At 54.5% G+C, this 12,527-nt stretch carries 15 protein-coding genes and 1 riboswitch; of the genes, 12 read left to right on the top strand and 3 right to left on the bottom strand.

The annotated features are described in order from the left end of the window. Window positions 1–7: 7 nt before the first annotated feature. A riboswitch (cyclic di-GMP riboswitch) is annotated at window positions 8–89 on the top strand. A 16-nt stretch (window positions 90–105) separates the two neighbouring features. After that, window positions 106–267 carry a hypothetical protein gene (locus tag D3P09_RS27580; RefSeq protein ID WP_165867318.1) on the top strand — a complete coding sequence of 54 codons (162 nt, stop codon included), beginning with the start codon at window positions 106–108 and terminating at the stop codon, window positions 265–267. A 12-nt stretch (window positions 268–279) separates the two neighbouring features. On the opposite strand, the gene D3P09_RS06035 is transcribed toward D3P09_RS27580, so the two are convergent. Beyond that, window positions 280–606: a helix-turn-helix domain-containing protein gene (locus tag D3P09_RS06035; protein ID WP_120108015.1), complete on the bottom strand. Its 327-nt coding sequence runs from the start codon at window positions 604–606 to the stop codon at window positions 280–282. Window positions 607–996: 390 nt separating this feature from the next. Between D3P09_RS06035 and D3P09_RS06030 the strand changes: the two genes are divergently transcribed. The 7 genes from D3P09_RS06030 to D3P09_RS06000 all read left to right on the top strand — a co-directional run bounded on the left by D3P09_RS06030 (window position 997) and on the right by D3P09_RS06000 (window position 7,540). After that, window positions 997–2,901 (top strand): asparagine synthase-related protein, encoded by a 1,905-nt coding sequence (locus D3P09_RS06030; protein ID WP_243643916.1) that lies wholly within the window; start codon window positions 997–999, stop codon window positions 2,899–2,901. Between the two features lie 13 nt (window positions 2,902–2,914). After that, on the top strand, window positions 2,915–3,061 hold the full coding sequence (locus D3P09_RS06025) for a paeninodin family lasso peptide (RefSeq protein ID WP_120108012.1): 147 nt from the start codon (window positions 2,915–2,917) through the stop codon (window positions 3,059–3,061). An 86-nt stretch (window positions 3,062–3,147) separates the two neighbouring features. Continuing rightward, entirely contained in the window at window positions 3,148–4,089 is a 942-nt protein-coding gene (locus D3P09_RS06020; RefSeq protein ID WP_207892444.1) for a phosphoenolpyruvate carboxykinase (ATP), read from the top strand. After that, window positions 4,079–4,399, top strand: coding sequence for a lasso peptide biosynthesis PqqD family chaperone (locus D3P09_RS06015; protein ID WP_120108010.1), 321 nt, complete (start codon window positions 4,079–4,081; stop codon window positions 4,397–4,399). The genes D3P09_RS06020 and D3P09_RS06015 overlap by 11 nt, the downstream gene beginning before the upstream one ends. Before the next feature lie 14 nt (window positions 4,400–4,413). Beyond that, entirely contained in the window at window positions 4,414–4,896 is a 483-nt protein-coding gene (locus tag D3P09_RS06010) for a lasso peptide biosynthesis B2 protein (RefSeq protein ID WP_120108008.1), read from the top strand. Further along, window positions 4,893–6,698, top strand: coding sequence for an ABC transporter ATP-binding protein (locus D3P09_RS06005; protein WP_120108006.1), 1,806 nt, complete (start codon window positions 4,893–4,895; stop codon window positions 6,696–6,698). The genes D3P09_RS06010 and D3P09_RS06005 overlap by 4 nt, the downstream gene beginning before the upstream one ends. Before the next feature lie 59 nt (window positions 6,699–6,757). Next, window positions 6,758–7,540: a metallophosphoesterase gene (locus D3P09_RS06000; protein WP_243643915.1), complete on the top strand. Its 783-nt coding sequence runs from the start codon at window positions 6,758–6,760 to the stop codon at window positions 7,538–7,540. Window positions 7,541–7,593: 53 nt separating this feature from the next. Here D3P09_RS06000 and D3P09_RS05995 read toward each other — a convergent pair whose 3' ends face one another. Beyond that, window positions 7,594–7,869 carry a hypothetical protein gene (locus D3P09_RS05995; protein ID WP_120108004.1) on the bottom strand — a complete coding sequence of 92 codons (276 nt, stop codon included), beginning with the start codon at window positions 7,867–7,869 and terminating at the stop codon, window positions 7,594–7,596. A gap of 53 nt (window positions 7,870–7,922) precedes the next feature. Continuing rightward, window positions 7,923–8,219, bottom strand: coding sequence for a DUF3055 domain-containing protein (locus D3P09_RS05990; protein WP_207892443.1), 297 nt, complete (start codon window positions 8,217–8,219; stop codon window positions 7,923–7,925). Between the two features lie 257 nt (window positions 8,220–8,476). Here D3P09_RS05990 and D3P09_RS05985 point away from each other — a divergent pair, with 257 nt between their 5' ends. From D3P09_RS05985 to D3P09_RS05970, 4 genes are all read left to right on the top strand, one after another. After that, window positions 8,477–9,484 (top strand): HRDC domain-containing protein, encoded by a 1,008-nt coding sequence (locus D3P09_RS05985; protein WP_120108002.1) that lies wholly within the window; start codon window positions 8,477–8,479, stop codon window positions 9,482–9,484. A 140-nt stretch (window positions 9,485–9,624) separates the two neighbouring features. After that, window positions 9,625–10,086 (top strand): chemotaxis protein CheX, encoded by a 462-nt coding sequence (locus tag D3P09_RS05980; protein WP_120108001.1) that lies wholly within the window; start codon window positions 9,625–9,627, stop codon window positions 10,084–10,086. Window positions 10,087–10,165: 79 nt separating this feature from the next. Next, a complete protein-coding gene (locus tag D3P09_RS05975; RefSeq protein WP_120107999.1) occupies window positions 10,166–10,939 on the top strand; it encodes an SDR family NAD(P)-dependent oxidoreductase in 774 nt (257 codons plus the stop codon). 41 nt (window positions 10,940–10,980) lie between these two features. Next, window positions 10,981–12,492, top strand: coding sequence for a DEAD/DEAH box helicase (locus D3P09_RS05970; protein ID WP_120107997.1), 1,512 nt, complete (start codon window positions 10,981–10,983; stop codon window positions 12,490–12,492). Window positions 12,493–12,527 lie beyond the last annotated feature (35 nt).

The following is a 12,527-nucleotide window of genomic DNA, read 5'->3' as shown; positions in this document are numbered from 1 at the left end:
ATCAATATGGAAAAAGGGAGACGTTGAAATGCGTTTAGTATCTGGGCACCTTAAGCGCATGGAGTCAGTGGTGCAACCGGCCCCGACGAATGGGGGATATATAGGATGAGACGAGTAATATCGGACAACCAGCAGGAACTGGACGCGGAGTGGGTAGAGCTCATGATATGCGCGCGCGAAAAGGGACTCACAACGGAAGAAGTGAGCAAGGTTCTGCGTATCCTTCAAGAGGAAGGGCAATCCATTATACAGGAGAGCGCTGTATAACGTTATACAGCGCTATTCACGGCCTGACTTCCATTTATTAAATTCGAGAAATTCTTTAAATTGTTCTTTGCTTACCCCGGAATTCATAGCTTCCCTAACTAAAGCCTCCCAATCCCGATCGAGCCCGGCTGGCCGCTCCGATTGGTCGTTATTGACAAATTCCTCGACCGGCACGTTTAATACCTCGCCTATTTTCTCAAGAAACTGTATGGAAGGGTTTTGCTGCAAACCACGTTCGATAGAGCTCAAATACGATTTGGCAACCCCTGCGCGTTGCGAGAGCTCTGTTAACGAAAGGCCCTTCCGTTTGCGAAGCGTCTGTATGCGTTGTCCGATCATAGCAAGCTCCTCCGTTAATGCTTATATGCATTTTTTTTTATTATAGCGAAATATATTGATTTACGAAAGTGATTATGTTCCATTTGCCGTACATAATTGATGTTTCCTAACAGAATAAGAGGAGTTCATTCAATATTTTCCATTGAAGTGAAAGGTTTGAATTGTTTTTAATAGCGAACAAAAGCTGTGTGAAATGAACCAAAAAAGGGCGAAAAATACGGTTGACACCCGAATGATTTGAGGATAATATGAGAATGTGTTCTTAATAAAGAACTTTGTTCTGTCGAGTGACAGAATGGGTTTATAGAGAATTTGTTCGTTAAAGTGAACGAAACTAGCCGTTCGGAGGCCTACATGAGCGCGATTGCGGGAATACACGGAGATATCGGAATGATACGGCGAAGAGAACAGGGCAGCCGCATGCTTCAAGCATGGGACGAACAGCCTGCGGATAGCGTCCTCGCCTGGGAAGGCCGGCTTACATATATGGGTGCGCATAGCCAGTGGATCACTTCGGAATCGGTCGGCGTACCTAATCCGTTCTATGACAGTGAACGGGGACTGGCTATAGCGGCCGACGCGATTATCGACAATCGCGAGGAGCTGTTCGACATTCTTGGCGTGCATCGGCGGGACAGAGCCGCGGTAAGCGACCAGGAGCTTATCCTTCTGGCCTATGACAAATGGGGAACCGGGACTGCCGCCAGGCTGGTCGGTGACTTCGCGTTCGTGCTATGGGACGAACGGGGCGGCAAGCTGTACGGAGCGCGGGACTTCTCCGGCGGAAGAATGCTCTATTACAACTGGAACGGGAGCGAATTCCGCTTCTGCTCCATGATCGAGCCGCTGCTGAGGCTGCCGGCGATTACCCGGATGGTCAACGAGCAATGGCTGGCGCAATATTTGGCCATCTCGACTGTAGTGGATGCAGCGAGCGCCGACCAGACGGTATACGAGGACATTCGACAAATCCCGCCGGCCCATTACTTTGTGCTCCAGGATGGCAAGCTGAATTTGTCCCGGTACTGTACGCTGGAATCGCCCGGCATCCTGAAGCTGAAGTCCGACGGCGAATACGTGGAGGCATTCCGTGAAGTATTCCAGCAGGCGGTAGACGCTCGGGTGCGAACCGTGCGGGGAGTCGGAGCGCAGCTGAGCGGAGGCCTGGATTCCGGCGCCGTCGTAGGTTTTGCTGCCAGACGGCTGCGGGAGGAGAACCGTACGCTTCAGACATTCAGCTATGTGCCGGTGGGCGACTTTATCGATTACACGTCCAAGCGGTATATGCCGAACGAAAGGCCTTATATCGAGAAGACGGTGGCTCATATCGGGGGTATTCAGTCCCATTGCCTGGACTTTGCCGGGCTGGACCCGTATTCGGATTTGGACGACATGTTGAATGTGATGGAAATGCCATATAAATTTTACAGCAACTCGTTTTGGCTCAAAGGGATATTCAAGGAAGCGAGCGACCGTAACATCGGAGTGCTTCTTAATGGAGGAAGAGGGAATCTGTCGGTCTCATGGGGAGACGCCATCCCTTATTACGCCCGGCTTCTGAAGCGAATGCGCTGGATCAGGCTGTCGGAGGAGCTGCGTCTTCGCAGCTATGCGATCGGCTCCGGCCGAAAGCATCTGCTTGCTGCAACGAGCCGGGAGGCGTTCCCGTTTCTGGCGGGCAAGGACAGAGGAGGGGCGGCAAGCCCGTTCCACATGATGATCCACCCCGAATTTGCGCGCAGGACCGGCGTATACGCACAATTGCGCGAGCATGGGATCGGGGATTCCGGGTGGCTGGACGGCGGAGATGTCTACGCGCATAAGCGGAACCACTTCCGCGAGCTGTTCCACTGGAATGCCAGCAACACGCTGGCGGCCAAGCTGTCGCAGCGTTACAAGCTGTGGAAGCGGGACCCCACCAACGACCTGCGCGTGATTCGCTTCTGCCTGTCGCTGCCGGAGGATCAGTATGTGAGGCAAGGCATGTCCCGTGCGCTGATCAGGCGGGCGACCAAAGGCGTGCTGCCCGATTCGATCCGCTTGAACGAGACGGTGCGGGGAGTGCAGGGAGCCGACTGGCTGCATCGCATCCTGCCGAACTGGCATTCGTTCTATGGCGAGCTGCAGCAGGCGGGCCGCGATAAGCGGATGCTGGAGCTTGTTGATAACGGAGTGATCCGCAGCGTGCTGGCGGGCCTGAAGGACGGCGTTCGTCCGGAGGATGCCTACGGCCGCGACGTCAACGCTGCGATGTATCTGCTTATTTTGTACCGCTTTCTGCGGAAAGCAGCTTGAAAGGAGGTGACGAATGATGATGGCGAAAAAAGAGTGGAACAAGCCGGAATTGGAAGTTCTTCAGGTTAACCTGACTGAAGCTTCGACTCACAATGGTCCTTTTACCGATGAAGCGTATGTACCTGGCAATAACAGTGAAAACCCTCGGTTTACGAGCTAAGGGCAGCCATACAGGCGGCGACTGGGCAAGCTCTTATACAGGGATTGTATAAGGGCTTGCCGATTCCTTTTGTGGGGTGAGCAGACGTGCTAGATACGAAAGTTAAACTGCAATACAAGGCATTCGGCTTGTCCGTGCAAAGCGATATGATACTGCCGGAGCTGTCGGCCTGCGAGGAAGCGGGGACAGCGGCGGATGTGACGGTCAAGGTCGATTCTTTTCTGAAAAACGGCTTTGATGCCAAGCCGTACGACTTTATCGCCGAAGATCATATGGTGACGGTCAAAATGCCCGACGCGGGCGTATTCCGCGTGCAAGATGGCGACAAGATCATTGTCTCGCCTTATGCAGGCGCCGACGAGGATCTCATCCGCCTATACGTGCTCGGAACCTGCTTCGGCATCGTGCTCCTGCAACGGGGAATTTATCCGCTGCATGGAAGCGCACTGGCCATTGGCGGAAAGGCATATGCCGTCGTCGGACAGTCCGGCGCAGGCAAGTCGACGCTCGCCTCCGCGCTCATGGCGAAAGGCTGCCGGCTTCTAAGCGATGACGTGATTGCCGTATCGTTCGATCCCAATACGGGTGAGCCGATCGTCGCTCCGTCCTACCCCCAGCAGAAGCTGTGGCAGAACAGTCTGGAGGCAATGGGCCGAAGCCATGAATCGCTGCGTTCGATCTTCGGCAGGGAATCCAAATATTGCGTTCCGCTGACGGAGGGCTTCCATGCTGCGCCGCTTCCGCTGGGCGGGGTATTCGAGCTGACGAAGACTGCGGAACAGGGCGGAATCTCGCTGAAGCCGGCCGGCAAGCTGGAGAGACTGCCGCTATTGTTCCAGCACACGTACCGGTATCAGCTTATCGAGCGCATGAATTTGATGAAGTGGCATTTCGAGCAATCGGCAGCGCTGGCCTCAAGGCTTGCCATCTATCGTCTGAACCGCGGCGAATCCGAATTCACCGCTCCCCAGTTAGCCGATCTGATCTTGAATACAATATCGACGGAGGGAATCGTTCATGGAACTTAGAGGAGAATTGATCAGCAAGCCGGACCAGCAAGCCTTATCGCTGAATCTGCGTGCCGTGCAGAACAAAAACAATATTGCCAGCGATATGAATGGCGAGAAGGTGCTTCTGAGCATCGATAACGGCAAATATTACAATCTCGGCGCAATCGGAGGCCGCATCTGGGATATGATGGCTTATCCGGAGTCGATCGGTTCTATCGTCAATACGCTGATCGATGAATACGAGATTGACCGGACGACATGCGAGGAGCAGGTTTTTTCGTTCCTGACGCATCTCTCCGAGGAACGGCTAGTCCAGTTCGGCATTTGAGGCTGGTGGCGTCTATGTCGATCGCAAGGAAGCTGAAGCTGCTATTAACCTATGATATCCGAACGATTGCGCTGCTGCTCGAAGCGACACTCTATATGGGATGGGCTCGGTACCAGCTCCTGTATCGGCCGTTCGCGGGCCTTGCCGCACGGCTAGGAGAACCGATGAAGGAGACCGGCTACGAGGATACGGAGGCGCACCGCAAGGATTTGGCCCGTATCCGGCAAGCGCTGAACCTGATGAGCGAGCATACCTTCTGGGAGAGCAAATGCCTCGTGCGCGCTGTCGCCGGAATGAAGATGCTGGAGCGGCGCGGAATCGAAAGCACGCTCTATCTGGGCACCGCGAGAAACGAGCAAGGGGGCATGATCGCCCATGCTTGGCTGCGCAGCGGCCCCTGGTATATTACCGGCGCAGAAGAGATGAAGCAATTTACCGTCACAGGCAAGTTTGCCCGCAACTTGGCATACGACAGCCGGAAAGCGATGAATCTATGAAGCAGTTGCTCTACTTTGCAGGCCAGCTCCACCGGTATTCGGGGAAAATCCTTTATATCAATCTCATCGGCATGTTATTTATCGGATTGCTGGACGGCGCGGCAGTCCTGTTGCTGTTGCCGCTGATCGGCATTATCGGCATCGTCCCGTCAAGCGCGGCATCGATCCCGGGCATGCACTTCCTGGCCTTTTTGCAGGAGATGCCGCTCGCAAGCGCGCTTGCTGTCATTTTGTGCTTTTATATCGCGTTGGTAGCGGCCCAGAGCCTGCTCCAGCGAAACTTATCGTTGCGGGAAGTCCGCATCCATACCGGATTTATCAACCATGTGCGGCTGGAAACCTACCGGCTGCTGCTAGAGGCGAATTGGAGCTTTTTTGTTCGAAAACGCAAATCGGATTTGATCAATGCGCTGACAGGCGAGCTGGGAAGGGTCACGAACGGCGCCTTCTTGTTCCTGCAGTTGATCGCTTCCGCAGCTTTTACGCTTATACAGATCGGGCTGGCGCTATGGCTGTCCTGGCCGCTCACGCTGTTCATATTGGGATGCGGCCTTCTGATCGGCTGGCTGTCCCGCCGTTATATCCGCAAATCCAGACAATTGGGAGCGGTGACCGTCGATTTGGCCCAGAGCTATCTGGCGGCTATATCCGACCATTTCAACGGCATGAAGGAAATTAAAAGCAACTCGCTCGAGCAATCCCGTTACCGCTGGCTGCAGGACTGGTCGGTGAAGATCGAGCGCGAACGATACGAATTCACCAAGGTGCGAAGCAATTCGCAGCTGTTCTATAAATGGGCTTCAGCCGTTTTAATTGCGGTATTTATATTTGCGGCGGTGACCTTGTTCGATACGCAAGGCGGGCAGATGCTGCTTATTACGCTGCTGTTCGCCAGATTATGGCCCAGATTTACCGGCATCCAGTCCAATCTGGAGCAGCTGGCCTCCTCGATCCCCTCATTCAAAGCCTTGATGGAGCTGCAGCTGGAAAGCAAGGCGGCGAAGGAGCGCGGCGGATACAAGGAGGGCTTCGGAGAGGGGGCGCTTCCGCTGCCGATGCAGGATGCGCTGGAGCTGAAGGAGGTCTTCTTCCGCTACGACCGCAGCAATCCCGAATATACGCTTCATGATGTAAGCTTGCGCATTCCAATGAACGGGATGACGGCGATTGTCGGCAAGTCAGGGGCGGGGAAAAGCACTATCGTCGATATGCTGCTGGGATTAATCGAGCCTGAACGGGGCTGCGTAGCGGTCGACGGCAAGCCGCTTCAGCCGGAGGAAGTGCTCACGCTTCGCCGGTCGATCAGCTATGTTCCGCAGGATTCGTTCTTGTACCACGCCAGCATCCGCGACAACTTGCTGTCCATCGACCCTGGCGCGACGGAGGCGGATATGTGGGAGGCGATGGAGTTCTCGTCGGCCATTGAATTCGTGCGCGGCCTTCCGCAAGGGCTGGATACGATCATAGGCGATCGGGGCGTTCTGCTCTCTGGGGGAGAGCGGCAGCGGCTCGTGCTGGCCCGGGCAATCTTGCGGAAGCCGTCCATTCTTATTCTCGATGAAGCGACAAGCGCTTTGGACAGCCTGAATGAATCGAAAATCCAACAGGCGCTGGAGAGGCTGAGAGGAAGGCTGACGATCATCGTCATTGCCCACCGCTATACCACGATTCAAAATGCGGATCATGTCATTGTAATCGATGGCGGGCGGGTTGTGCAGGCGGGCGATTTCCGGAAGCTGGCTGAGGAGCAGGACGGCATGTTCCGCAGCCTGCTTGGGGGCAAGCAGCCGGTGGCAATGTAGGCTCAAATTCTCTATACTGAATCTTACATGATAAGATGAGGTGAGAGGAGCGGCGCCATTTGGACCTGCTGTTGGAATTGCTCGCTGCTTTCGCGGCTGCAGCGGCTTTGCTGTACATCGCATTCATATTCCCTACCCGCTGGCTGAAGATTGAGCGGGTCCGCCATCCGCTGGGCGCAGGCGTCCGCATTCTGCAAATTAGCGACTTGCATGTAGATAAGCTTCGGATATCGGGGAAGAAGCTGCAGGATGCGATACGCCGCACGGAGCCTGACTACATATTTTTGACCGGAGACTACACGTTCAAAGGAAGCTGTCTGCCTGTGCTGGACCGTTATATCGGAATGATCGCGGAGGCCGGCGTACCCCTCTATGCGGTGCTTGGCAACCACGATTACAATTTTCCTGGCTTGTATCGGCTCATCGGTGTGCTGGAACGCCACGGGGTGACAGTGCTGCGCAACGAATCGCTGGAGCTGCCCGAATTCACTCTGGTCGGGATCGACAATTACGGAACCGGCCACAGCCGGATAGAGGATGCCTACAGAAATGTGGATGGAAGCGGCGAAAAGCCGGTGGTCGTGATTACGCATGATCCCAATATTGTGCCTGTGCTGCGCAGGCCTTTCGACTATCTGATGTCGGGGCATCTGCATGGCAAGCAGATGAATGTTCCTTTTTTCTTCTCGTTCGTGCCGAAAGGGCCGCTGCCTGCACAAGGCATCTATAAAGGGCTGAACCAATGCCCGAGCGGAACCTACTATATTTCCAAAGGGATCGGCCAAGCGGGGATTAACGCGAGGTTTATGGTCAGGAGCGAAATTACGCTGCATGAAATATAACAGCAATAACGCCCTTGTCGGCCTGCAGGCCGATAAGGGCGTTATTGCATTCATTATGGTTCGTCCAATGCTTCAGGAATGGCGGCATTGACGTCTTCTCCGGGATAATCGCGGGGAAGATCCTCGTGAAACTCGCGGTTCTCGTAGCCGAAGCGCGGGGAGGATCGCTGATCCATGCTCCATGGCGTGCTTTTGCCCAGAGATTCGCTGATTAGATCAGAGCCGTAAGGCCCTTCCGGGAATTCTTCAAGCGCCAGGTCGTGCTGATGGGATTCTACTGTAGCCAGATCTTCGATGGCGTCGCGGTGTTCCGAATGGAATCGGTCCAAGTGGCAAGTCCCTCCTGTGTCAGTGGATGTCTGCCACCCTAGGGTTGCCGAGATCAGTCGGTAAAATTCACCGTGCCGACGACGAAGTAGAGAAACTGGGCAAGCTCGCCGGCTTCCTCCTCCGTCAGCTTGAACGTATGCTCCAGATACCCTTCTTCCTCCAGATCATCTGGCCCGATGATAGCCGTCTTGCCGGATTGCAGATCGGTAATGAGCTTTTTGCCGTAGAAACGGTTCGTCGATGTGACCGCCAGATCGAAGCGCTTCATGCTTGGCGTAATAAAGGTCGTAAATCTTGTGGTTGTCTCTTCCGTCGAATCGGACATAAAGTCGTAATGAGGCAGTTCCATCGTTCATTTCCTCCACAGTCGGTTTTGTGATCATTATACACGGAATAAGGGGGAAAAGATAAGGGAACGCTTATGCCGCATTACAGGATAGGCTTGCCTAAAGTGGCGTATTATGTTAGTATTATGGCAATCGAATGATGGACGTGTGAGGAAGCACCTCTTCTGCCTTTGCGGAAGGGGTGCTTTTTGCATGTCTTGAAGCCGGGGCGTTCGTTCTTGCATTCGCCAATACCCATGACGAAAGGTGAGAAGAAGCTATGCACATCGTATTTCTGAACACGTTTGAGAAGCCTGCGGAGGGAGGACGCATCGAGTCCGCCCAGCTGTCTATCTGCGAGGAGGGCGGCCAATATTCAGTGCTCTGGCTGGAGGCTGGCGCTGATTCCAATGGCAAGCAGGAGCCGGAGCGCTGGTTCGAGGGCATCTCCTGGGAGGAGATGCTGACCGCCTTCCGTTACGGAGCAGCGAGAATGATGGGGGCGGGTTATGCGCCGATTTTGGACGGCATGCTGGAGAACGGGCGTGCGGCAGGAGGCAGCATGTCGTCGATGATCCAATGTTACGGAGAGCTGAATAGGAATGAAGAGCTGTTCCAGGCTTTAAGGGAATGGCGGCGCAAGACGGCCGCTGCGGAGAAGCGTTCCGCATATCTGGTAGCGACGAACCGGATGCTGTGGATGATTAGCGCTTATGTGCCGCACAATCTGGAGGAGCTGAAGCAAATTCCGGGCTGGGGCAAGAGCAAGCAGGAAGCATACGGAGAAGGGATTATCGAACTTACAGCCGGAGTGGAACGGACGGCAGCTTTTCCGCTGGATTGGGTGCAGGAGAAGCTGGATGCGGAGCAATATACGGCATGGCTATATAAGCAGAAGGAGAACAAATACAAGGGCATCATGGAGTGGCAGCAGGAGAAGCGGCGGATTCTGGCTGTCCTTCAGCAATCGGGAGGTCTGGATCAATTGCAGACTGAGTTGAAGCTGCCGCGCCGGGAGCTGCTCCTGCGGCTCGAATTGCTGGAGAAGGAGGGCTATGACGTGGACGTGCTTGTTCAGCGTGAGCTAAATCTAGTTCCAGAGGAGGAGAGAGAACAGATTCTGGAGGCGATGACGTCCATTGGCGACCAGTATCTGAAGCCCGTATTGCAGCGTGTATATGGCGAATCAGCCGCCTCACAGACTGGCGAGCAAGTGGAAACCCTGTACGAAAGGCTTAGGCTGATGAGAATGCATTACCGGAAAACGAGCCAGGAGGAAGCCGTTTAGACTATAACATCGCCCTAATATTTTGTAGGTCTTAAGATCGAATCGCGCTTCTAGTAGTATACTTGTCCTATTATTTCAAGTATAATAGTGGCAAAATAGACAAATTGCGAATTTTGTCGAAAAAGGAGCGCATCCTCTTTATGAAGGCAGAATATATAAACCCGTTTCTTGAGTCAGCAAAAATCGTAATAGAGCAGCTCGTGCAGATCAAGCCTGCAACAGGACAGCTCGGAGTCAAGGACATTAAATTTGTAGAAAACTATATTTGGATACAAATTGGACTCAACGGACAAATGAACGGTGATATCGTATTCGGACTAAGTGAACAGGTAGCTCTCAAGATGGTATCGGCGATGATGGGCGGATATGTCATTTCCGAGATCGACGAGATGGGACGCAGCGCCATCTCCGAGCTTGGCAACATGATCAGCGGCAATGCCAGCACCATCTTGTACAACCAGGGCGTAAGAGTGGATATTACACCGCCGAAGCTGATTCAATCAGCCCAGTCGGCCGGGTTCAACGCAACGCAAGCGCTGACGATTCCGCTTATTATGGACGGGATCGGCGAGTTGGACATTCAAGTGCTTATTGCATCTTAAGCAGAAGAAGCTCCTTATTGGAGCTTTTTTTTGCTTAGAGGGCTTGGTATAGAGTACACTGAGGGATGGGTGATGCTGCATGTTGAAAGGGAAAGTCGTACTCATCTCGGGCGCGTCCAGCGGGATAGGGGCCATTACGGCTTCGATGCTTGCAAAGCGGGGAGCGATTCCGGTATTGACGGGCCGCCATGTAGAGAGATTGAAGAAGCAGGCGGACTCTATTCAAGGCGAATGCTCCTATTACGTCATGGACGTGACGAAGACGGAGGACGTAGAGAAGACGGTTGATGCGGTAATCGCAAAGTACGGTAAAATCGATATTTTGTTGAACAATGCCGGCTACGGACAATTCGAGACCATCTCGGATATGCCGGTAGAGAATTTCCAAGCGATGATGGACACCAACTATTTGGGTATAGTCCGCTGCGTCAAAGCGGTGCTGCCTCATATGCAGCAGCGCGGCGAGGGGCATATCGTCAACGTGGCATCGATGGCGGGCAAGATCGGCTCCTCCAAGTCGACCAGCTATACGGCGACGAAGCATGCAGTGCTCGGATTTACCAATTCGCTGCGGATGGAGCTGAGGCCGCAGGGCATATTTGTATCCGCGATTAATCCGGGGCCGATTGATACAGAATTTTTTGCGCTGGCCGACCCGACGGGCTCCTATGTGAAAAACGTAAGCTGGTTCATGATGAAGCCGGAATATGTCTCGCGCGCGATCGTGCGCGTCATGGAGAAGCGCAAGGCTGAGCTGGATCTGCCTCGAATGGCGTCGATCGGAATCAAGCTCTACGGGTTATTCCCGCGGATGGCGGATGTGCTGTTCGGCGGACTGTTCAACAAGAAATAAATATACGAATACAGGCAAAGAAGATAAGCGAGGTTATTAGGATGAGCGGAACAACCTGGAATGATCTGGGAATACATGAAGCATTAATTAAAGAATTGGCCAAAAACGGCATCGCGGAGCCTACCTCCGTCCAGGCGGAGACGATTCCTCCAATGCTGGCCGGACTTGACGTGTCTGCCAGATCGCAGACCGGCACAGGCAAGACGCTGGCGTTCCTGCTGCCGGTATTGCAGCTGATCAACACGAGATCCAGCGCGATACAAGCTGTCATTCTGTCGCCGACGCAGGAGCTTGCCATGCAAATTGTCCGCGTGGCGCAGACCTATGCGGAGCCGCTTGGCATTCGCGTGCAGCAGCTGATCGGCGGTGCGGCGATGAAGCGCCAGGTCGAGAAGCTGAAGCTGAAGCCGCAGCTTGTAATAGGGACGCCGGGACGGATTCATGAGCTGCTGAAAAACCGCAAGCTGAAGCTCAGCGATGTGCGTCATGTCGTCATAGACGAAGCGGACCAAGTATTTCAACTCGGCTCGACCAAGGAAGTCGAGGCGGTCTTGTTCGGCATGGGCAAGGAGCGCCAGACGGCATTCTTCTCCGCGACTTATCCGGACATTATGGCGCGGTTCGAAGGCCGCTGGATGAGACGCACTGAGCGTATTCAGCTGACGCCGGAGCATCGCGTATCGCAGACGATCCAGAACTATTACATCATCAGCGACAAGCGCGATAAGACGGATACGGCAAGAAGGCTCATCCGGCTGCTGAATCCGTCTTCGGCGCTGCTGTTCCTGAACGACACGAATGAAATCGCCAACTGGGAGTCAAAGCTGAGCTATGAAGGCTTCACCGTGGAGATGCTGTACGGCGATTCCGACAAGCAGCGCAGAGCGGCGACGCTGGAGCGATTCCGCGACGGACGCTGCCAGATTCTGCTGGCGACTGACGTGGCGGCGCGCGGACTCGATATCGAGGGTCTGCCGCTTGTGCTTCAGCTGGATCCTGCAGTCGATGCGGATCACTACGTCCACCGAGCCGGCCGGACAGGCAGAATGGGTCGCAACGGCACGGTCATTACCATCGTTACGCCGCAAGAATTGTTCATCATGGAGAAATTCCGCAAGCAGCTTGGCGTCGATCTGACCGAGAGGGCCATGTATCGCGGCGAGCTGCTCTCTGAAGAGGAGCTGCGCGAGGCGACAAAACCGAAGATGGAGCGGCTGTCGAGAGAGAATGCACGCACGGGCAATCGCGACAAGAAGGCCGAAGAGCGGAGCGGCAAACCATCCGGCGAGCGCAGCGGCAAACCATCCGGCGAGCGCAGCGGCAAGCCGGCGCAAGCTTCCGTCTCCGCTAAGCCTGCAAGAAGCGAAGAGACGGCTTCGCGCACCCGTTCTGGCAGCGGAGCTGCCCCTGCGCCAAGCAAGACTTCGCGCTCTAAGGACAAGCCCGATGCGAAGCCCGCGAAGAGCAAAGCGGTGAGGAAACGGGAAGCCAAAGACAAGGGCGCTCCGAAGTGGTTGAAGGAGAAACGCCAGTCGGCTTCCAAGCAGGATTAAATATTTTTTTAGAAAGCCACCCCCTTTAAATGAAC

The organism is Paenibacillus pinisoli, assembly GCF_003605435.1.
Classification (GTDB): Bacteria; Bacillota; Bacilli; order Paenibacillales; family Paenibacillaceae; genus Pristimantibacillus; species Pristimantibacillus pinisoli.
This window is presented reverse-complemented; position numbering and strand designations above follow the sequence as displayed.

What these genes read in the sequence shown, in the direction of transcription:
- D3P09_RS06015 (WP_120108010.1), top strand. Translation starts at nt 4,079, where the DNA reads ATGGAACTTAGAGGAGAATTGATCAGCAAGCCGGACCAGCAAGCCTTA.
- D3P09_RS05985 (WP_120108002.1), top strand. Translation starts at nt 8,477, where the DNA reads ATGCACATCGTATTTCTGAACACGTTTGAGAAGCCTGCGGAGGGAGGA.
- D3P09_RS05980 (WP_120108001.1), top strand. Translation starts at nt 9,625, where the DNA reads ATGAAGGCAGAATATATAAACCCGTTTCTTGAGTCAGCAAAAATCGTA.
- D3P09_RS06035 (WP_120108015.1), bottom strand. Translation starts at nt 606, where the DNA reads ATGATCGGACAACGCATACAGACGCTTCGCAAACGGAAGGGCCTTTCG.
- D3P09_RS06010 (WP_120108008.1), top strand. Translation starts at nt 4,414, where the DNA reads ATGTCGATCGCAAGGAAGCTGAAGCTGCTATTAACCTATGATATCCGA.
- D3P09_RS05975 (WP_120107999.1), top strand. Translation starts at nt 10,166, where the DNA reads ATGTTGAAAGGGAAAGTCGTACTCATCTCGGGCGCGTCCAGCGGGATA.
- D3P09_RS05990 (WP_207892443.1), bottom strand. Translation starts at nt 8,219, where the DNA reads ATGGAACTGCCTCATTACGACTTTATGTCCGATTCGACGGAAGAGACA.
- D3P09_RS05970 (WP_120107997.1), top strand. Translation starts at nt 10,981, where the DNA reads ATGAGCGGAACAACCTGGAATGATCTGGGAATACATGAAGCATTAATT.
- D3P09_RS06025 (WP_120108012.1), top strand. Translation starts at nt 2,915, where the DNA reads ATGATGATGGCGAAAAAAGAGTGGAACAAGCCGGAATTGGAAGTTCTT.
- D3P09_RS06030 (WP_243643916.1), top strand. Translation starts at nt 997, where the DNA reads ATGATACGGCGAAGAGAACAGGGCAGCCGCATGCTTCAAGCATGGGAC.
- D3P09_RS06005 (WP_120108006.1), top strand. Translation starts at nt 4,893, where the DNA reads ATGAAGCAGTTGCTCTACTTTGCAGGCCAGCTCCACCGGTATTCGGGG.
- D3P09_RS27580 (WP_165867318.1), top strand. Translation starts at nt 106, where the DNA reads ATGAGACGAGTAATATCGGACAACCAGCAGGAACTGGACGCGGAGTGG.